Annotated in this window: 18 protein-coding genes; 9 read left to right on the top strand and 9 right to left on the bottom strand. The window is 73.1% G+C overall.

Translation table 11 applies throughout. From position 1 onward, the window contains the following. Window positions 1–2: 2 nt before the first annotated feature. From DRB96_RS26660 to DRB96_RS43220, 4 genes are all read right to left on the bottom strand, one after another. Window positions 3–803: an arylamine N-acetyltransferase gene (locus DRB96_RS26660; protein ID WP_162688637.1), complete on the bottom strand. Its 801-nt coding sequence runs from the start codon at window positions 801–803 to the stop codon at window positions 3–5. 65 nt (window positions 804–868) lie between these two features. Next, a complete protein-coding gene (locus DRB96_RS26655; RefSeq protein WP_112450744.1) occupies window positions 869–1,801 on the bottom strand; it encodes an iron-sulfur cluster-binding domain-containing protein in 933 nt (310 codons plus the stop codon). Then, entirely contained in the window at window positions 1,798–2,799 is a 1,002-nt protein-coding gene (locus tag DRB96_RS26650) for a diiron oxygenase (protein WP_112450743.1), read from the bottom strand. Before DRB96_RS26650 ends, DRB96_RS26655 begins: the two co-directional genes overlap by 4 nt. A gap of 249 nt (window positions 2,800–3,048) precedes the next feature. Continuing rightward, window positions 3,049–3,747 carry an XRE family transcriptional regulator gene (locus tag DRB96_RS43220; RefSeq protein ID WP_112463348.1) on the bottom strand — a complete coding sequence of 233 codons (699 nt, stop codon included), beginning with the start codon at window positions 3,745–3,747 and terminating at the stop codon, window positions 3,049–3,051. A gap of 266 nt (window positions 3,748–4,013) precedes the next feature. Between DRB96_RS43220 and DRB96_RS26640 the strand changes: the two genes are divergently transcribed. After that, a complete protein-coding gene (locus tag DRB96_RS26640) occupies window positions 4,014–5,336 on the top strand; it encodes a beta-ketoacyl-[acyl-carrier-protein] synthase family protein (protein WP_343234591.1) in 1,323 nt (440 codons plus the stop codon). 136 nt (window positions 5,337–5,472) lie between these two features. On the opposite strand, the gene DRB96_RS46020 is transcribed toward DRB96_RS26640, so the two are convergent. Both DRB96_RS46020 and DRB96_RS26630 read right to left on the bottom strand, forming a co-directional pair. Further along, window positions 5,473–6,138 (bottom strand): TetR family transcriptional regulator, encoded by a 666-nt coding sequence (locus DRB96_RS46020; RefSeq protein ID WP_162688671.1) that lies wholly within the window; start codon window positions 6,136–6,138, stop codon window positions 5,473–5,475. Window positions 6,139–6,237: 99 nt separating this feature from the next. Next, a complete protein-coding gene (locus tag DRB96_RS26630; protein ID WP_112450739.1) occupies window positions 6,238–7,137 on the bottom strand; it encodes an SDR family oxidoreductase in 900 nt (299 codons plus the stop codon). A 141-nt stretch (window positions 7,138–7,278) separates the two neighbouring features. Between DRB96_RS26630 and DRB96_RS26625 the strand changes: the two genes are divergently transcribed. The 7 genes from DRB96_RS26625 to DRB96_RS26595 all read left to right on the top strand — a co-directional run bounded on the left by DRB96_RS26625 (window position 7,279) and on the right by DRB96_RS26595 (window position 13,513). Then, window positions 7,279–8,253 (top strand): NADPH:quinone oxidoreductase family protein, encoded by a 975-nt coding sequence (locus DRB96_RS26625; RefSeq protein ID WP_112450738.1) that lies wholly within the window; start codon window positions 7,279–7,281, stop codon window positions 8,251–8,253. Continuing rightward, entirely contained in the window at window positions 8,250–9,452 is a 1,203-nt protein-coding gene (locus DRB96_RS26620; RefSeq protein WP_112450737.1) for an acyl-CoA dehydrogenase family protein, read from the top strand. The genes DRB96_RS26625 and DRB96_RS26620 overlap by 4 nt, the downstream gene beginning before the upstream one ends. Beyond that, window positions 9,449–10,636 (top strand): acyl-CoA dehydrogenase family protein, encoded by a 1,188-nt coding sequence (locus DRB96_RS26615; RefSeq protein ID WP_112450736.1) that lies wholly within the window; start codon window positions 9,449–9,451, stop codon window positions 10,634–10,636. The genes DRB96_RS26620 and DRB96_RS26615 overlap by 4 nt, the downstream gene beginning before the upstream one ends. A gap of 402 nt (window positions 10,637–11,038) precedes the next feature. Beyond that, the gene (locus DRB96_RS26610; protein ID WP_112450735.1) at window positions 11,039–11,650 is read left to right on the top strand and encodes a trimeric intracellular cation channel family protein; all 612 of its coding nucleotides are present in this window, start codon (window positions 11,039–11,041) and stop codon (window positions 11,648–11,650) included. 16 nt (window positions 11,651–11,666) lie between these two features. After that, window positions 11,667–12,194 carry a GNAT family N-acetyltransferase gene (locus DRB96_RS26605; RefSeq protein ID WP_112450734.1) on the top strand — a complete coding sequence of 176 codons (528 nt, stop codon included), beginning with the start codon at window positions 11,667–11,669 and terminating at the stop codon, window positions 12,192–12,194. Between the two features lie 74 nt (window positions 12,195–12,268). Beyond that, window positions 12,269–12,643 (top strand): tyrosinase family oxidase copper chaperone, encoded by a 375-nt coding sequence (locus DRB96_RS26600; protein ID WP_112450733.1) that lies wholly within the window; start codon window positions 12,269–12,271, stop codon window positions 12,641–12,643. 6 nt (window positions 12,644–12,649) lie between these two features. Then, the gene (locus tag DRB96_RS26595; protein ID WP_112450732.1) at window positions 12,650–13,513 is read left to right on the top strand and encodes a tyrosinase family protein; all 864 of its coding nucleotides are present in this window, start codon (window positions 12,650–12,652) and stop codon (window positions 13,511–13,513) included. 77 nt (window positions 13,514–13,590) lie between these two features. On the opposite strand, the gene DRB96_RS26590 is transcribed toward DRB96_RS26595, so the two are convergent. Then, the gene (locus DRB96_RS26590) at window positions 13,591–13,875 is read right to left on the bottom strand and encodes a chaplin (protein WP_112450731.1); all 285 of its coding nucleotides are present in this window, start codon (window positions 13,873–13,875) and stop codon (window positions 13,591–13,593) included. A 118-nt stretch (window positions 13,876–13,993) separates the two neighbouring features. Then, on the bottom strand, window positions 13,994–14,386 hold the full coding sequence (locus tag DRB96_RS26585; RefSeq protein ID WP_162688670.1) for a hypothetical protein: 393 nt from the start codon (window positions 14,384–14,386) through the stop codon (window positions 13,994–13,996). Between the two features lie 162 nt (window positions 14,387–14,548). On the opposite strand from DRB96_RS26585, the gene DRB96_RS26580 reads away from it, so the two are divergent. Continuing rightward, the gene (locus DRB96_RS26580; protein WP_112450729.1) at window positions 14,549–16,030 is read left to right on the top strand and encodes a carboxylesterase family protein; all 1,482 of its coding nucleotides are present in this window, start codon (window positions 14,549–14,551) and stop codon (window positions 16,028–16,030) included. Here the strand turns inward: DRB96_RS26580 and DRB96_RS26575 are convergent. Next, a complete protein-coding gene (locus DRB96_RS26575; RefSeq protein ID WP_112450728.1) occupies window positions 16,008–17,195 on the bottom strand; it encodes an alpha/beta hydrolase-fold protein in 1,188 nt (395 codons plus the stop codon). The two genes, DRB96_RS26580 and DRB96_RS26575, sit on opposite strands and share 23 nt — an antisense overlap. Window positions 17,196–17,447 lie beyond the last annotated feature (252 nt).

Genomic DNA, 17,447 nt, shown 5'->3' with positions numbered 1-17,447 from the left:
CGTTACCTTCCGATCCCGAGGTCCTGCACCGGGATGGTGAGCTTGAAGTGTCGTTCGAGCAGCTCCTGGAGCTCCTCGTCGTCCGCGGCGGACAGGGTGGAGCTCTTTCCGTCGTCCACGATCGTCAGGTTCCCGTCGCGGACGCTCACCCGGCCCGTGGGGGTGGGGATGCTCGCCACCTTGTGCCGGTTGAGCAGGCTGTGGGGCGAGGCCGTCGTGTAGAAGTGCGCCATCTCCAGGTCGATCGCGTCCACCGGGGCGTCGACGAAGCGGTAGATGTCCTGCCAGTGCGCCGAGTTGGTGGCGTGCTCCTTGATGGAGACCGTCCAGAGCCGCGTACCGGCGGCGCTCTCGAGGCGGACCCGGGCGGACAGCGCGGGGTGGTCGGCCCGCGCCCCGTCCGCCAGCAGGATCGGGCCCCGGGGACCCCTGGCCCCGTATCCGATGTCGAAGAGCCAGCGCTCCTCGCCGAAGGACACGACGAAGACCTGGTGGGTGGCGGGGGTGCGGTGGGGGTCGGTGCCGCTGGCGAGCCGGATCCCGTAGTCGAATCCGCAGGCCTCGAACAGCCACTGCATCATCCGGCCCGTCTCGAAGCAGATCCCGCCCCGGCCGCGCTCCACGATCGCCTCGTGGAGCGCCTCCTCGCCGAGGCCGCGCTCGGCGTTGCCGTGCATGCTGAAGTTCTCGAAGGGGACGTTGTACAGGTGTGCCTCGTGGAGCCGGCGCAGGCACTCGGCGGTCGGCTCCAGCGGAGCGTCCAGTCCGATCCGGCGGGCGTATTCGGCGATGAGCTGGTTCACGTGCTTTCTTTCTGGTCGTGGCCGTAGCCGTGGCCGTGGCCGTGGCCGTGGTGCCGTCGCCGGTGTCAGACGTTGAGCACGAGGCGCGTGCCGATCGACTTGCTCACGCACGGGATCATGTAGCTGGACTCGGCCTTCTCCTGGTCGGTCAGCACCTCGTCGCGGTGGTCGATCCGGCCCGTGCGGACCTCGACCTCGCACGTCCCGCAGATGCCCTGCCGGCACGAGGACGGGACGGGCACGCCGTTGCGGTGGAGCGCGTCGAGCAGCGGCTGGTGCTGGGCGGTCTCGAAGGTGATGCCGGTCTTGGCGCACTCCACCTCGACGGACGGCGCCACGTCTTCGCAACCGCCGTCCGCCGCGCCGTCGTTGACCAGGGTGCGGGCTTCCGGTGCCCCGGCCACGGCGTCGCGCACCTGCGCGACCATCGCGGCCGGGCCGCACGCGCCGATGACGGCGCCGGCCGGTGTGCCCGCGACGACCTCGGCCCAGTCCGGGCGGCCCGCCGCCGCGGTGTCCAGGGTGACGATGCTGCCGTTCTGCTCCCGCGCCAGCTCGCGGAGCCGCCCGAGGAACGGGAACTCCCGCGCGCCGCGGTCCACGTAGACGAGCTGCCAGTCGCGCAGCCGCCCGCCGGCCAGGACGGCGAGGACCGGGTTGACGCCCACCCCGGCGGCCAGGAAGTGCGTGAAGGGTGCCGCGCTCTCGGCGGTGAAGCGGCCGCCCGGGGCGGAGACCCGCAGCGGGGCTCCGACGTGCAGGCGGGGCGAGAGCCGGTCGGCCTGGTCGCCGCGGTGGCGGTTGCGCACGGCCAGCTCGTACCCCTCCGCGCCGGCGGAGAGGAGGGTGAACGTCTTCAGCCGGGGTCCCACGCGCAGGGTGACGTGCTGGCCGGGCACGGCGGCCGGCAGCGGCTCGGCGCCCGGCGCGCGGTCGAGCCAGTACCGCGTGACGGTGGGCGTCAGGGCGCTCGCGGCCCGGACGACGGCGGCCCTCACGCGACCAGCCCCGATTCCCTGAACGCCTCGAGGGTGGCGCCGTGTTCCAGGGCGCCGGCCTCGATGAAGTACTGCAGCGTGGGCGCGGCGCCGCGCCGCACGTCGGCGACGACCTTCTCGCGCGTGTAGACCTCGGTCATGACCTGCTCCACCTCCGGGCGGCCCAGGCCGGCGGCCAGCAGGCCCAGCGCGGTGCTCGGGTAGTCCGGCTCCAGGAACGCGAAGATCAGCCGCGGGATGTACGGGCCCGCCAGCTCCTGCTCCTTCGGCGTCATCGCGGGCCACAGGTACCGCAGCAGCGTCGAGAAGTAGGAGTGGTGCTTGGCTTCGTCGACCGCGTGGTCGGCGACCATCTCGCGAACGCCCTCGGGCAGCCGCCGGTCCGCGGGCAGGTCGTCGAGGATCGAGGAGATGAGCGTCTCGCTGACGATGGCGAACAGCATCTCGTCCAGGCCGCGGATCTGGCTCGGCAGCTCCTCGTGGATCCGCGCGAGCTCCGCGGTGAACGTCGGCGTCTCGGGGAGGGCCGGCGCGATCCCCGTGCGGGTGCGGACCTGGCGCAGGATCTCGTAGGTGAACTGGGCGTGCCAGGCCTCGTCCGTCACGATCTTGAAGGCGTCCAGGCGCATGGGCTCGGGCAGGTCCAGCCCGGACATGCCGCGGCTGATGTGGCCGGTGACCGGGATGACCGCGCTCTGCTCCAGGTCGATGGTGAACTTGAGGTACTCGTAGAGGCGGTGGAGCAGCAGCGTCTCGCGGAGCTCGGGCTCGGCCCGTTCGAGGAGCGGGTGCGCCAGGACGGGTACGAGTTCGGGGCTGAAGAACAGTTCACCGTCGGTGTCCAGGACCCGTGTGGGGTTGTTTCGGACGGTGGCGACGCGCTCCCACGTACGGAAGCGGCTGCGGTAGTCGGATTCCAGAACTGCCTGGTCGAGGCGATTCTGATGACGGCGGGCGAGAACGGTCCGGTTCGCCGTGCTCGCAAATTGCAGAGCCATTCTTTAAACCTTCATGTGGTGAGGCAAGAAGGCTGTCACCGGCCCAAGTGACCGTCAAGCGGCAAGAGTTTGCCGCTGTACGGCATTGTCCGGTTCGCCGGTATTCGAAAGAGTCGAATCAGACAAACGAAGGGCGACCGGCAAATGATTGCCGGTCGCCGGTCGAAGTGGGCGCGAAGCGGCAAAAGTTTGCCGGTCGCGGCCGGAGCCGAACGTGTAGAGTTCCGAGCATTCCGCCGAAGTGCCGTACTACCGCCCCGGTTCGGGCGGCAGCGGGAGCGGGAGCGGCAGGACGGGCTGGTGCGGCAGCAGCAGGACGCAGCGCAACCCGTGCTGGTAGGCCGGGAGGAGCACCTGGGAGGTGACGGTGATCGGTTCGGGCGAGACGTGCGGCAAGGTGAGCCGGTACCGGTGTCCCTGCCGGAAGGCGATGACCTTCGGCCCCTGAGCCCACAGCCGGCGGCATTCGGGATCCTGCAGGACGCGGTGGAGGACACCTTCCAGCGCGGCCTTGTTGGAGCCCGTGGCCAGGGCGAACCGCAGCATCGCCAGGTAGACCTCGGCGTGCTCGTGCCAGTCCGCCATCTGTTCGCGCGCCGTCGGATCGGTCAGCGCCCAGCCCATGAGGTTGGCACCCGGCTCGAGCACCCAGGGGAACCAGCCCGCCATGAGCGTGTTGTAGCCCAGGATGTTCCAGGAGCCGTCCGTGAGGTACGCGGGGAACTGCGTCTGCCCCGTGACCACGCGCAGCAGCGCCAGCTGGCCCTGCGCCTCGCCCTCCTCGTCGGCGAGCGCGACCCCCGCGCCGTCGAGCGCGCGGCTGTACAGCACCATCCGCTCGTCGGGCCCCAGAACCAAAGCCTCGGAAATCCGGCTCAGAATGTCACTGGAAAGCGATACGGAGTCCCCGGCCTCCAGGCTGCGGTACCAGCGCTCGCTCACACCCATGATTTCGGCGACTTCCTTTTGTGGAATCGCCTTTCCACGGCGCAGTTTGACACCGGCGTCCACTCGCCATACTCGTAGGAGTTGGTGCAATTCCATGGTCTGAGACGCGGGATCGAGCACGAAATCGCGATTGTGAACGCCAGTTGTCCCCACCGTAAACTCCCCTCGCCACGACACAAAAAAGACTCATGGCCTGAAGTCGAAGTGTACAGCGCGGCAGTTGTGGGCCTGAGACAGGAAAGCAGATCCCTATGCACCATCCGCCCATGCCCGACGGCCGGACCGATGGAGTGAACCGCGCCGCACCGCGCCGCGTGGTGATCACCGGTCTGGGCTCGCTCACCCCGCTCGGCGTCGGCGTTCCCGCGCTGTGGCAGGGGCTGCTCGACGGCCGCGGCGGCGTACGGGCACTGGAGGGCGAGGAGTTCGCCGGCCAGCCGGTCCGGATAGCCGCGACCGTGCCCGCCGATCCCGCCGCGCTGCTGCCCAGGGCCCAGGCGCGGCGGATGAACCGCTCCGCCCAGTTCGCCGTGATCGCCGCCCGCGAGGCGTGGCGGGACGCCGGCTTCGAGCCCTCCGGGACCCTCGCCAGCGGCATCGATCCGACCAGGACCGGCGTGTCCCTCGGCACCATCATCGGCGGGGCCCCCGCCCTGGTCGACGGCGACCGCGCCCTGCGCGCCAAGGGCCCGCGCGGCGTCTCGCCGCTCACCGCCGCGATGACCGTGCCCTCCCAGGCCGCCGCCCAGATCTCCCTCGACCTGCACGTCACCGGCGAGGCCCGCACGGTGGTGAGCGCCTGCGCCTCGGGCACCGAGGCCATCGGGCAGGCCATCGACCGGATCCGCCTCGGGCACCTGGACATCGCCCTGGCCGGGGGCACGGAAGCCGCCGTCACCCCCGCCGTGATGGCCTCCTTCGCCGCCATGCGCGCCCTGTCCACCCGCAACGACGACCCCGGCCGGGCCTCGCGCCCCTTCGCCAAGGACCGCGACGGCTTCGTCAACGGCGAGGGCGCGGCGGTGCTCGTCCTCGAATCGGAGGAGCACGCCCTGGCCCGCGGTGCGCGCATCTACTGCGAGGCCGCCGGCTGGGGCCTGTCGGCCGACGCCCACCACATCGTCGCGCCCGACCCCTCCGGCGACGGGATCGTCCGCGCGCTGCACCGCGCGCTCGCCGACGCCGGATCCGTCCCGGCCGACGTGGTCCACGTCAACGCGCACGCCACCGCCACCGTGGAGGGCGACCTCGCCGAGGCCACGGCACTGCGCAGGCTGCTGGACGAGCGCGGCGCCGGGGCACCCCGCGTCCCGGTGACGGCCCTGAAGGGCGCCCTGGGACACATGCAGGGCGCGGCCGGGGCGGTGGAGGCCCTGGTCTCGGCCCTCACCCTGCACCACGGCACCGTCGTGCCCACCATCGGCTGCGAGGACCTCGACGACGCCTGCGACCTGGACGTGGTCACCCTGGCACCGCGCCCGCTGCCGGACTGCGGCGACATCGTCCTCAGCAACTCCTTCGGCTTCGGCGGACTCAACGCGGTACTCGCGCTGCGCCGCCGGGGCGGGCCCGGCCCCGCGACCCCGTGACCCGAGACCCCGCGGCCCCGCGGCCCCGAGACGGCAGAATCATTGTTATCAATTTTTTGAGTTTAGAGAAACGCCGGCCAGCAAGGACTACCCAAAGATGCTCTTCGTCGGCGTCAGATTTTAATAAGAGGCGGGCCTACTGCGCCAGGCGCAGGAGGGCGAGGGCCCGGGCCGAGACGGCCGGCAGGGGCTCGTGGCCGCCTTCCGCCGCCCAGTGCTCGAGGGCGACCGTGACCGCGTCGATGAGGCAGGCCGCCAGGACACGGGTCTCCAGGGCGGATTCGGGCCGCCCCGTACGGGCCGCGAGGACCGGGACGAGCCGGTCCTGCATCGCGCGGGCGGCCGCGAGCCAGCGCAGGCGGATCTCCGGGACACGGCTCATCACCTGGATCAGCCGGACCGTCTGCCCCGGCTCCTCGTAGCGCGCGCCCGCCGTCGCGGTGGTGAAGGCGGCCTGGACCGCCTCGGTGACCGGCTCCGAGGCGGGGCGCAGGGCGAGCTCCTCGACCAGGGTGGCCACCCCGGCCGTCAGCACCGGGGTCATCGCGTCCTCCTTGGCCGGGCAGTACCGGTAGAAGGTGCGCAGCGAGATGCCGGCCGCCCGGGCGATGTCGTCGACCGTCGTGGCCTCGAACCCCCGCTCGGAGAACAGTGCGGCGGCGGCCTCCGCGATCTCGTAGCTCGTGGCCTCCCTGCGTCGCTGCGTCAGCGACGGACGTCCCGTACCGGCCGCGCCCGCCGTGCCGCCTGCGCCCGCCGTGCCGCCAGTGTCCGCCGTGCTGGCCGTACTCACCGTGCTCACCGCGGCACCTCCGGGGTCGTGGGGCTCACGTGGCCAATGTGCCACAAGACCACATCGTGGCGTGAGGTGCCATGGAGGCGCCCCCTGCCGTCGACCGTGTCACGCGGTGAACGGCCCGCGACCCAACTGCTCGCGGACCGGCACCACTTCGGGGTTGACCAGCGCCCGGCGCTGCCAGTTCGCGCCGTCCACCACCAGGGTGTGGCCGGTGATGAAGCGGGCGTAGGGCGAGGCGAGGAAGGTGGCGGCCCAGCCCAGTTCGCGCGGCGCGCCGACCCGCAGGGCGGGCTGCCGGGCGTCCTTGTCGTCCGGGGCGGCCCGCTCCAGGCCGCCCCGGATGTCCGCGGTCATGTCCGCGTGCGGCATGAGCCCGGGCACCAGGCCGTTGATCTGGATGCCGTACGGGCCCCACTCGACGGCGAGGGTCTCCACGAGGTTCTTCACCCCGGCCTTGGCGGCGGCGCTGTGCGCGAACCCCGGACCGCCCGTCCAGGCGTACGAGGCGCCGATGTTCACGATGGACCCGGCGGTGCCGGCCGCGAGGTGGCGGCGGCCGAACTCACGGGTCACGAACCAGGTGCCGGTCAGGGTGATGTCGACCACCGCCCGCCAGGCGTTGGGGGACAGGTCCTCGGCCGGACAGGGGAAATTGGCGGCCGCGTTGTTGACCAGCACGTCCGGCGTCCGGCCGCACGCGGCCTCGGCCGCGTCGAACACCTCCGCGACCCGCTCCGGGTCCCGGATGTCACAGACCGCGGCCGTCACCCGTCCCGCGCCGGGCACGGCCGCCAGTTCCTCCTGGCCGGCCTTCAGCTGCTCGATCCGGCGGCCCGCGATCACCAGGTCCGCTCCGAGCCGCGCGAATTCGGTGGCGATGGCCTTGCCCAGCCCGGTGCCGCCGCCGGTGACGAGCACCGCCCGGCCGGCGAAGGTACCGGGCGGCAGGGCGGCGGAGCCGAGGGGCGGCGGCGCGGGCAGCCCGCGCGAGTGGTTCTCCATGCGGCCCATCGATAGCGTGCGGACGCGCAGATCGCCATGCCCGCGCCGGTAACCGTGTCCTCCGACAGGTTCCCAGGAATGCAAGCGACCGCTTAGTATGCCCGCGAGGCGTGGTTCCCCGTCGGCGGCTGGAGGCCCCTGATGCAGGCATGGCGAGTACACACCCCCGGCGAGCCCCGCGAGGCCATGCGCCTCGAAGAGGTGCCCGAACCGGTGCCCGGCGAGGGCGAGGTGAGGCTCAAGGTGCTCGCCGCCAACGTCAACTTCCCCGACGCGCTGCTCGTGCGCGGCCAGTACCAGATCCGCCCCCCGCTGCCCTTCACCCCCGGCGTGGAGATCTGCGGCGAGACCGACGACGGCCGCCGCGTCATCGCCAATCCGAGCCTGCCCAACGGCGGTTTCGCCGAGTACGTCACCGCCCCCGCGCGGGCCCTGCTCCCCGCCCCGGACACCCTCGACGACGCCGAGGCGGCCGCACTGCACATCGGCTACCAGACGGGCTGGTTCGGCCTGCACCGCCGGGCACGCCTCCAGGCGGGCGAGACCCTCCTCGTGCACGCCGCCGCCGGCGGGGTCGGCAGCGCCGCCGTCCAGCTCGGCAAGGCCGCCGGAGCCACCGTCATCGGAGTCGTCGGCGGCAAGGCCAAGGCGGCCACCGCCGAGGAGCTCGGCTGCGACCTGGTCGTCGACCGCACGACGGAGGACATCGTCGCCCGCGTCAAGGAGTTCACCGCGGGACGCGGCGCCGACGTCGTCTACGACCCGGTCGGCGGCGACGCCTACACCGCCTCGGCCAAGTGCGTGGCCTTCGAGGGCCGCATCGTCGTCGTGGGCTTCGCGAGCGGAACCATCCCCGCCCCGGCACTGAACCACGCCCTGGTGAAGAACTACGCGATCCTCGGCCTGCACTGGGGCCTGTACGCCACCAAGGAGCCCGCCGCCATCGCCGCCTGCCACGCGGAGCTCACCCGCCTCGCCGCCGAAGGCACCGTCAGGCCGCTGGTCAGCGAGCGCGTCCCGCTCGCCGGTGCCGCCGACGCCGTACAGCGCCTCGCCGACGGGACCACCACCGGCCGGCTGGTCGTCGTACCGGCCCGGGACGGGGGCCGGCGATGACGGCCGCCGCGGTCACCGCCGCACAACTGCTCCTGCGCACACGGGAACTGCTCGCCGCGCACCCGCCCGCCACCACCGCGCGCGAGGACTTCCTGCGCGCCCGCTTCGACGCCGGACTCGCCTGGGTGCACTACCCCGAGGGCCTCGGCGGACTCGGCGCGCCCCGCACCCTCCAGGCCGTCGTCGACGCCGAACTGGAGGCCGCCGCGGCCCCCGACAACGACCCGCGCCGGATCGGCATCGGCCTGGGCATGGCCGCGCCCACGATCCTCGCGTACGGCACCGAGGAGCAGAAGCGGCGCTTCCTGCGCCCCCTGTGGATCGGGGAGGAGGTCTGGTGCCAGCTCTTCAGCGAGCCCGGCGCCGGCTCCGACCTGGCCGCACTCGGCACCCGTGCGGTCCGCGCCGCCGACGGGGACGGAGACTGGGTGGTGGACGGCCAGAAGGTGTGGACCTCCAGCGCCCACACCGCCCGCTGGGCGATCCTGATCGCCCGCACCGATCCCGCGCTGCCCAAGCACCAGGGCATCACCTACTTCCTGTGCGACATGCACGCCCCCGGCGTGGAAGTGCGCCCGCTGCGCCAGATCACCGGCGAGGCCGAGTTCAACGAGGTCTTCCTCACCGGCGTCAAGATCCCCGACGCCCACCGGCTCGGCGAGGTGGGCCAGGGCTGGGCCGTCGCCCGCACCACCCTGATGAACGAGCGGGTCTCCATCGGCGGCATGCGCATCCCCCGCGAGGGCGGCATGATCGCCCCGGTCGCCGCCGCCTGGCGCGGGCGCCCTGAGCTGCGCACGCACTCCCTGCACCAGCGGCTGCTGGAGCTGTGGGTCGAGGCGGAGGTCGCCCGCCTCACCGGGGAGCGGCTGCGCCAGCAGCTCGCCGCCGGAGCGCCCGGCCCGGAAGGCTCGGGGATGAAGCTCGCCTTCGCCCGCCTCAACCAGGAGATCAGCGGCCTGGAGGTGGAACTCCTCGGCGAGGAAGGGCTGCTGTACGAGGACTGGACCCTGCGCCGCCCCGAGATCGTCGATTTCACCGGCCGCGACGCCGGCTACCGCTACCTGCGCGCCAAGGGCAACAGCATCGAGGGCGGCACCAGCGAAATCCTCCTCAACATCGTCGCCGAACGCGTCCTCGGCCTGCCCGCCGAACCGCGCGACGACAAGGACCTCGCCTGGAAGGACCTGGCCCGATGAGCGCACCGAACCCCCCGAGCGCGGCCCCCCTGGACCTGCTGTACTCCGAGGCGGAGGAGGAACTCCGCACGGCCGTACGCTCCCTGCTCGCCTCCCGCTGCGACGCCGCCGCCGTCCTGGCCCGGATCGAGGGCGGCGCCCCGCACGACCCGGTGCTGTGGCGGGTGCTCGCCGCGGACATCGGCGCCGCGGGACTGCTCGTACCGGAGAAGCTGGGCGGCCAGGGCGCGAGCCACCGGGAGGCGGCCGTGGTCCTGGAGGAGCTCGGCCGGGCCGCCGCCCCGGTCCCCTACCTCACCAGCGCCGTCCCGGCGACGGAGATCCTGCTCGGCTGCGACGGCGCGGACTGTGCCGACCTCCTGCGGGAGCTCGCGGCGGGCCGGCGGGTCTGCGCGCCCGCGCTGCCCCTGACCCTGGCCCCCGGCGCACCCCTGCCGGCGCCGGTCCGGGACACCGGCGCGGGCCCCGGCGGCGGGACGGGCCCCGGCGGCGGCCACGGCGGCGGGACGGGCACGCGGACGCTGAGCGGCAGCGTCACCTCCGTCGCGGACGCGGCCGGCGCCGACGTGCTGCTGGTCCTCGCCGACACCGGGTTGTACGCCGTCCAGGCCGACTCGCCGGGGGTCTCTCGGACCCCCCTCGTGGCGCTGGACCTGACCCGCCCCCTGGCCACCGTCACCCTCGACGGGGCCGCCGGGACCCGGCTCGCCGACCCGGCCACCGCCCGCGCGGCCATCGCCGGGGCACTGCTCTCCGGGGCCGGACTGCTCGCCTCGGAACAGCTCGGGCTCGCCGAATGGTGCCTGGCGCAGACGGTGGCGCACCTGCGCACCCGCCACCAGTTCAACCGGCCCCTCGGCTCCTTCCAGGCCCTCAAGCACCGCCTCGCCCGGCTCTGGCTCGACGTGGCCTCCGCCCGGGCCGCGGCCCGGGCCGCCGCGGACGCCCTCGCGACCGGCGCCCCCGACGCGCCGCTCACGGTCGCCGTGGCCCAGGCCTACTGCTCGGGAGTCGCGGTCAAGGCGGCCGAGGAGTGCGTACAGCTGCACGGCGGCATCGGCATGACCTGGGAACACCCCGCCCACCTCTACCTCAAGCGGGCCAAGGCCGACTCCCTGGCCCTCGGCACGGCCGGCCACCACCGCGGCCTGGTAGCGGACTTCGCGGAACTCCCGTCCCCCTAGGCCGTCCCCCTAGTGCCGTGACCGGAAAGGTCCACCGGGTCGCGGCGCCCGGCACGGCACCTCGCCGCGTTGTCGGACCACGCGAGTACGTCCAGTACGCGACGTGATCCTCCGCCCGGGGGCCCCTCCCAGCGGTAGCTGGGGGAGATGCACCGCACCGGACACCGCGACCCGGCAAACCTTTCCGGTCACGGCACTAGCCGATGCCCGCCCGGTGCTGCTCCCGGCCCGTGCCCTCGACGCCGGCGGGGCTGGAAAACCCAGCCCCGCCGGCGTCGGGGCGCGGGGTACGGGCGTGATCCCACGGGGAGTGCCGGCCGAACGGCCGATGCGGTCGGCGCCGGGGCTGCGGCAGCCTTGACGGATTCCCCGTCGACCCCGCCCCGCGAAGGGAGCCGCGTCATGCTGCACGCCCTCTACCTGCTCGGCATAGCCGCCTTCGCCGCCTCCGGCGTCCTCGCCGCGCACCGCGCGAACATGGACCCCTTCGGCGGGCTCGTCCTCGCCTTCGCGGCCGCCATCTCCGGCGGGACCCTGCGCGACCTCATCCTCGACCGGCATCCGCTCTACTGGACGCACGACTGGCTGCTGCTCGTCCTCATCGCGTCCGTCGCCGTCGCCACCATGCTCTACCTGCGCCGCCGGGAGCTCCCGCACCGCTCCCTGATGGTCGTCGACGCCGTCGGCCTCTCCGTCGTCACCGTGATCGGCGCCCGCGCCGCCATCGACGCGCACGTCACCCCGGTCGCCGTGCTCATCCTCGCCGTCCTGACGGGAGTCACCGGCGAGGTCGTCCGCGACGTGCTCTGCGGGGAGTTCCCGCCCCTGCTGCTGCGCGAGGAGGTGTACGCGACGGCCGCGCTCGCCGGGGCGGTCTCCTACCTCGGCCTGCACCGGGCCGGAGCCCCGGACACCGTCAACATCGCCGTGTCCGCCGCCCTGGTCTTCGCCCTGCGCATGACCGCGGTCTTCCGCGACCTGCACCTGCCCCGCCTCCAGCGCGCCACCGGCTGATCCCTATCCTCGGCGGATGAGCGCTTCCATCACCCGGATCGACGCCGCCGATCTGTTCGCGTACCGCGACGAACTGGCCTCCCTCCTCCTGCGCGTGGTCCGCGACGGTGCCTCACTGGGCTTCCTCGCCGACATCGACCACGAGGCCGCCGTCGCCTGGTGGGAATCCCTGCTCCCCGCCGTGGAGGAGGGCTCCCTCGCCCTGTGGGTGTCGAGGGGGCCGGACGACTGGATCGACGGCACCGTCAGCTGGAGCCGGGAGACGAAGCCCAACGGCCGCCACCGCGCCGAGGTGCGCAAGCTCATGGTCCACCCCGGGGCCCGCGGCCGCGGCACGGGCCGCGCCCTCCTCGCCGAAGCCGAGGCGGCCGCCGCCCGCGCCGGGGTGGTGCTCCTGTTCCTGGACACCGAGAGCGGCAGCGGGGCCGAGCGGGTGTACCGGACCGCCGGCTGGACCGAGGCGGGCTCCATCCCCGACTACGCCGCCGATCCGGCCGGCCGCCTGGTGGCGACCACCTTCTACTACAAGCACACGGGGCAGTAGGGGGCTTCTCGGTGACCTCGTCCGCCGCGCCGCGTTAGACCCGTAGGCACCGGCCACCGAGCGAGGGAGACCGTATGTACGCAGTACCCGCCGCCGCACCACTCACCCGCCGCGCGGCCCTTCGTACGGCATTCACCGCGGCCCTGTTCGCCGGCACGGCCGCGGCCCTGGCCCCCGTACTGCGCGCCCGCCGGCCCCGGCAGACCCTCACCCCGGCCCCGCTCGCCGAGGAGACGTACCGCGGCCGCCACATCGCGGTGGACCTCGCCGGGGTCCGCATCGACGGCCGGGCGCTGCACGTCATGCGCCGAGCCGACGGCAGCTACCTCAGCGGGATCAACCACTTCCAGTCCTACGCCACCCCGCTGGAGCTCGCCCGCGCCGCCGTCGACGAACTGGGCACCAACCAGCTGGCCTTCGCGGCGTCCCACCACGGCGGACAGGAGTAGCGGGCCTTGTACACCCGACAGAACCAGAAGAACCTGACCAGCGCGCAGAAGAAGCGGTTCACGGCGGCCGTGCTGGAGCTCAAGCGCAACGGCACCTACGACGCCTTCGTGCGCACCCACGACAAGTACTTCGTCCCCGACCGCGACCGCAAGCTGCGCGTCGGGCACATGTCGCCGTCCTTCTTCCCCTGGCACCGGCGCTACCTGCTGGAGTTCGAGCGGCAGCTGCAGGGCGTCGACCCCGGCGTCTCCATCCCGTACTGGGACTGGACCACCGACACCAGCCCGGTCTCCTCCCTGTGGGCCGACGACTTCCTCGGCGGGACCGGCCGCGCGAGCGACCGCCAGGTGATGACCGGCCCGTTCGCCCACGACAAGGGCAACTGGACGGTGACGGTGGGCATCACGGAGGCCCGCTTCCTCACCCGCAACCTGGGCCGGCCGCAGAACCCGATCACCCTGCCGACCGCGGCCGAGCTCCAGTGGGCCATCGACGACCCGGTGTACGACACCTCGCCCTGGGACTCGACGGCCGCCGGCGGCGGCTTCCGCAACAAGCTGGAGGGCTGGGCCGCGCCGAAGAGCGAGAAGTGGCGCAACCACAACAAGGTCCACCAGTGGATCGGCGGCCACATGACGGGCGGCACCGCGCCCAACGACCCGGCGTTCTGGCTGCACCACGCCTTCGTCGACCTGCTCTGGGACCGCTGGCAGCAGCGGCACCCGGCATCGGGCTACCTGCCCGCCGCCCCGCTCGCACTCGGCGACCTCCAGCGGGGCAGGGTGATCGCCCTCGACGAGCCGATGCCGCCGTGGGACGTCACCCCGCGCCAGATGCTCGGCCACCAGGGCTCCTACCGCTACGAGTGACCCCGCCGGCCCGGGCGCACGGGCGCACGGGGAAGGGCCCCCGCCAAGTGGCGGGGGCCCTTCGTGGCACCGGGCGATCAGCCGCCGTAGTTGCCCTCGGTGTGGTGGCCGCCGCCGTGGCCCGACGCGTTGACGCAGGTGTTGCCGAACGCCGGGTTCAGCAGGCCGATCACGTTGACGGTGTTGCCGCAGACGTTGACCGGGACGTGCACCGGAACCTGGAGCAGGTTGCCCGACAGGACACCGGGGGAGCCGACCGCCGCACCGTGCGCTCCGGCATCGGCAGCCGCCAGACCCGCACCGGCGGCCAGGGCGCTACCGGCGGCAGCGGTGATGACGAATGCCTTCGCGATACGCGACATCAAGATCTCCTCGTGAGGATCGGGGTGCCGCAGAAACTGGAAGCTGCGGCGTTTGACATGGCATACAACGCGGGGACCGCCCAAGGGTCACGGCCGCTGGGCCGCCGGTGGTCCCGGACTACCCGGTGATCCCGAACCGGGCGGAGGCGAAGTACGGACGCACCGGCGTGACGGCTCCCGGCGCGAGCACCTGCACCGGGGAGCCCGCGCAGCCGGGCTCCCGGTAGAGCGCCACCGGGCCCCGGGTCTTGTTCGTCACGGCGCGCCCGCCGCCGCCCTTCGCGGCCAGGCAGCCCTTGGGGGCGGTGAAGCCGTGCGGCCGGTCGTCCGTGCCCAGGTACTGGAACTCGGGCCCGACGGCCGACGGGGTCCCGAGGGCGGCGGTCGGGCCGTCGGCGGCGTGGGCGCCGCTGCCGGCCGCCGCGGCGGCCGTGGCCGCCAGCAGCAGGGCCGGGACCGAGCCGGCCCGCAGGACGCTCCGAACGGTGTCGTGGAGAGAGAGGGATCGCATGCCCGGCCCAACCCGGCCCGACCCGGACGGGGTCACGCCTTGTCACCCGTCGCGTGCCTGTGCGACGGTGCGACCGGACGGAGCGCGGAACCCCGGATACCGGCGACCGGGCCGTCCTTGGCGGACCCGGCAGGCCGTCTCCGACGGACCCAGGAGGACACGATGCCCGCAGCGGCGAGCGACGCCCAGGACCGTGCCCGACCCCGGGCCCGGACGGCGCACGGAGTGGTCGAGGGCCGCAGCGGCCCCGGCGGCATCGCCGTCTTCCGCGGCATCCCCTACGCCGCCCCGCCCGTCGGCGCCCGCCGGTTCGCCGCGCCCGCGCCCCCCGAGCCGTGGGACGGCGTACGCGACGCGGGTGCGTACGGTCCCACCGCGCCCAAGGTGCCCTACCCCGACCCGTTCGCCGCGCTGCTGCCCGATCCGGACGTCCCCGGCGACGACTGCCTCAACCTGAACGTGTGGACCCCGGACCCCGCGGCCGGGCGGACGCCCGGGGCCCGGCTCCCGGTCATGGTCTGGATCCACGGCGGGGCCCTCACCCGGGGCTCCTCCGCCGTCCCCGTCTACGACGGCTCCGCCTTCGCCCGCGACGGCGTGGTGCTCGTCTCCGTCAACTACCGCCTCGGCGTCCTCGGCTACGGGCTCTTCCCCGACGCCCCCGCCAACCGCGGGCTGCTCGACCAGATCGCCGCCCTGACCTGGGTCCGGGAGAACATCGAGGCCTTCGGCGGAGACCCCGGGCGGGTGACCGTCTTCGGCGAGTCCGCCGGGGCCATCAGCATCGGCGCCCTCCTCGCCGCGCCCCGGGCCGCCGGGCTCTTCCACCGGGCCGCCCTGCAGAGCGGGCCTCCCGAGGCCCTGCCGTGCGAGCGGGTGCGCGCCATGGTCCGGCGGATGGCCGCGCTGCTCAAGGTCCCCGCCACCGCCGGGGCATTCGCCGCCGTCGCCCTGACCGACCTGCTCGCCGCCCAGGCCGCCGTGCTGCGCCGGTCCTCGCCGCTGGTCGGCGGCCCGGCCTTCGGGCTGGTCACCGACCCGGACACGCTGCCGGCGGACCCGCTCGAAGCCGCGGCGGCCGCGGCCGCGGACATGCCGCTGCTGCTGGGCTGGACCGCCGAGGAGCACCGGCTCTGGCTGGCCCCGACCGGCGGGATGCGGCTGCTGGACCGGCTGGGCCCGCTCGCCGTGGCCCTGGGCCGGATCCGCGGCGGCAAGGACCGCGGCGCCGTACGGGCGCTGCGCGCCGAGCGGCCCGGCGCCGGCCCCGCCGACCTCGCCGGGCACCTGCTCACCGACCGGCTGCTGCGCGACCCGCTGCGCGCCCTGGCCGGGGCGCCGGGGCGGGGCGCGCCGAGCTTCGTCTACGAGTTCGCGTGGCCGTCCGGGATCCCGGGCCTCGGGTCCTGCCACGCGCTGGAGCTGGGCTTCGTCTTCGACACCCTGGCCGTCCCCGAGGCGTCGTGGCTGGCCGGGCCCCACGCCCCGCAGGAACTGGCCGAGGAGATGCACGCGGCCTGGGTGCGCTTCGCCGTGGACGGGGACCCCGGCTGGGCGCCCTGGAACGGCGACGGCCCGCCGAAGGTGTTCGGCGGGCCGAAGCAGGTGGAAGCGCGGCTGGTTACTCCACGGGCCCTTCCATGACCTTGCTGATGTACTGGATCGGCCCCTCGCCCATGTTGGGGACGTAGGTCTTCGCGTTGTGCTGGCCGCCCTGGATGATCTTCAGCTCGGTGTGGACCGGCCCCTTGCCGTAGGCGGCGATGAACTTCTCCACGTTCGGTAGGGTGTTCTTGTTGGACTCGTTGGTGCCGACCTGGAAGGCCAGGTAGACGTCCGGGCCCTTCTTGTCGATCAGCGCCTTGGCCAGCAGCTCGGGGTTGTTCTCCGCCTTCTCCTTGTCGTGGCCCCTCCACAGCGAGGAGTCGGGCACGATGTCCGGGCCCGAGCAGATCGCGGCCTTGAACTTGTCCGGGTGCTTCAGCACGGCCTTCAGGCTGGCGAAGCCACCGGTCGAGGAGCCCATGTAGGCCCAGCCGTCACGGGACTTGACCGTGCGGAAGTTCGCGCGCACCAGGTCCGGGACGTCGTCGGTGAGCCAGGTGCCCATCTTGGGCTGGTCCGGGATGTCGGACCCGTCCCAGTAGACGCCCTTGTCGTCCGGACCCGGGTTCAGCACCGGCATGGCGAGGATGAAGGGCTTGCTCTTGCCCTCGGCGTACCACTTGCTGATGCTGGTCTGCAGGCCCAGGTCGGTGCCCATCCAGTAGTTGTTCGGGTAGCCGGCGCCGCCCGGGAGCGCGATCATGACCGGGAAGCCGCTCTTGGCGAACTTCGGGTCGTCGTACTCCTTGGGAGCCCAGACCCAGACCTTGCCCTTGAAGCCCGACTTCTTGCCGTCCAGCGTGGTGACGGCCACGTGCGTGCCGTCGGGCAGGGTCATCGAGTTCTTGAAATCGGCCTTCGGGCCCGTGGGCATCGACATCTTCGAGTTCGCCGGCGGTTTGACGGCCTCACCGGAGTCACCGGTGTGCGGCTTCCCGAACGAGACGGCCTCGCCCTTGTCCGTGAAGGGCGGTATCTCGTAGTGGTTCATCACGAGCGCCGCGACACCCGCCAGCGCGAGCACGGAGGCGCCCGCGATCACCCACCGCCGGACCCGCGAAGGCCGCCGCGGCTCACCGTGGGGGGGCTGCCCCTGCGGCGGGTGGGGAGGGTACGGCTGCTGCCCCTGCGGCGGGTACGGCTGCTGCTGGTAGGGCCCTTCCGACCGGTACGGCTGCTGCTGTCCGTCGGGTGAGTGCGACATGTGCGGTTGCTCTCCGGCTTGGTGCTGACCCCGTTGGGGCGGGGTGGGACTGCTTTCGATCAAAAGAGGAGCCTACGTGCTCACAGGTTCCGGATTTTTCCGACTCTTTGGGTTCCCGAGAGGAGGACATTGCCCGACGTCGAAACGGTCGGCGGAGTTCCCGATCTGTTCGCCGAGTATCTCTGGCCCCTGCACATGCCGATCGGTACGGTACCTCCGCGCCGCCCCAAGCCCCTGCCCGGAGGTAATTCC

It is taken from the genome of Streptomyces sp. ICC1 (assembly GCF_003287935.1).
Classification (GTDB): Bacteria; Actinomycetota; Actinomycetes; order Streptomycetales; family Streptomycetaceae; genus Streptomyces; species Streptomyces tritrimontium.
The sequence above is the reverse complement of the archived record's forward strand: the minus strand, read 5'-3'. Positions and strand labels throughout refer to the sequence as shown.

Bases quoted from the DNA above. Each gene is read 5' to 3' on its own strand.
- DRB96_RS26650 (WP_112450743.1), bottom strand. From the start codon at position 2,799: ATGGCTCTGCAATTTGCGAGCACGGCGAACCGGACCGTTCTCGCCCGC.
- DRB96_RS43220 (WP_112463348.1), bottom strand. From the start codon at position 3,747: ATGGGTGTGAGCGAGCGCTGGTACCGCAGCCTGGAGGCCGGGGACTCC.
- DRB96_RS26640 (WP_343234591.1), top strand. From the start codon at position 4,014: ATGCCCGACGGCCGGACCGATGGAGTGAACCGCGCCGCACCGCGCCGC.
- DRB96_RS26630 (WP_112450739.1), bottom strand. From the start codon at position 7,137: ATGGAGAACCACTCGCGCGGGCTGCCCGCGCCGCCGCCCCTCGGCTCC.
- DRB96_RS26625 (WP_112450738.1), top strand. From the start codon at position 7,279: ATGCAGGCATGGCGAGTACACACCCCCGGCGAGCCCCGCGAGGCCATG.
- DRB96_RS26620 (WP_112450737.1), top strand. From the start codon at position 8,250: ATGACGGCCGCCGCGGTCACCGCCGCACAACTGCTCCTGCGCACACGG.
- DRB96_RS26615 (WP_112450736.1), top strand. From the start codon at position 9,449: ATGAGCGCACCGAACCCCCCGAGCGCGGCCCCCCTGGACCTGCTGTAC.
- DRB96_RS26610 (WP_112450735.1), top strand. From the start codon at position 11,039: ATGCTGCACGCCCTCTACCTGCTCGGCATAGCCGCCTTCGCCGCCTCC.
- DRB96_RS26605 (WP_112450734.1), top strand. From the start codon at position 11,667: ATGAGCGCTTCCATCACCCGGATCGACGCCGCCGATCTGTTCGCGTAC.
- DRB96_RS26600 (WP_112450733.1), top strand. From the start codon at position 12,269: ATGTACGCAGTACCCGCCGCCGCACCACTCACCCGCCGCGCGGCCCTT.
- DRB96_RS26590 (WP_112450731.1), bottom strand. From the start codon at position 13,875: ATGTCGCGTATCGCGAAGGCATTCGTCATCACCGCTGCCGCCGGTAGC.
- DRB96_RS26585 (WP_162688670.1), bottom strand. From the start codon at position 14,386: ATGCGATCCCTCTCTCTCCACGACACCGTTCGGAGCGTCCTGCGGGCC.
- DRB96_RS26580 (WP_112450729.1), top strand. From the start codon at position 14,549: ATGCCCGCAGCGGCGAGCGACGCCCAGGACCGTGCCCGACCCCGGGCC.
- DRB96_RS26575 (WP_112450728.1), bottom strand. From the start codon at position 17,195: ATGTCGCACTCACCCGACGGACAGCAGCAGCCGTACCGGTCGGAAGGG.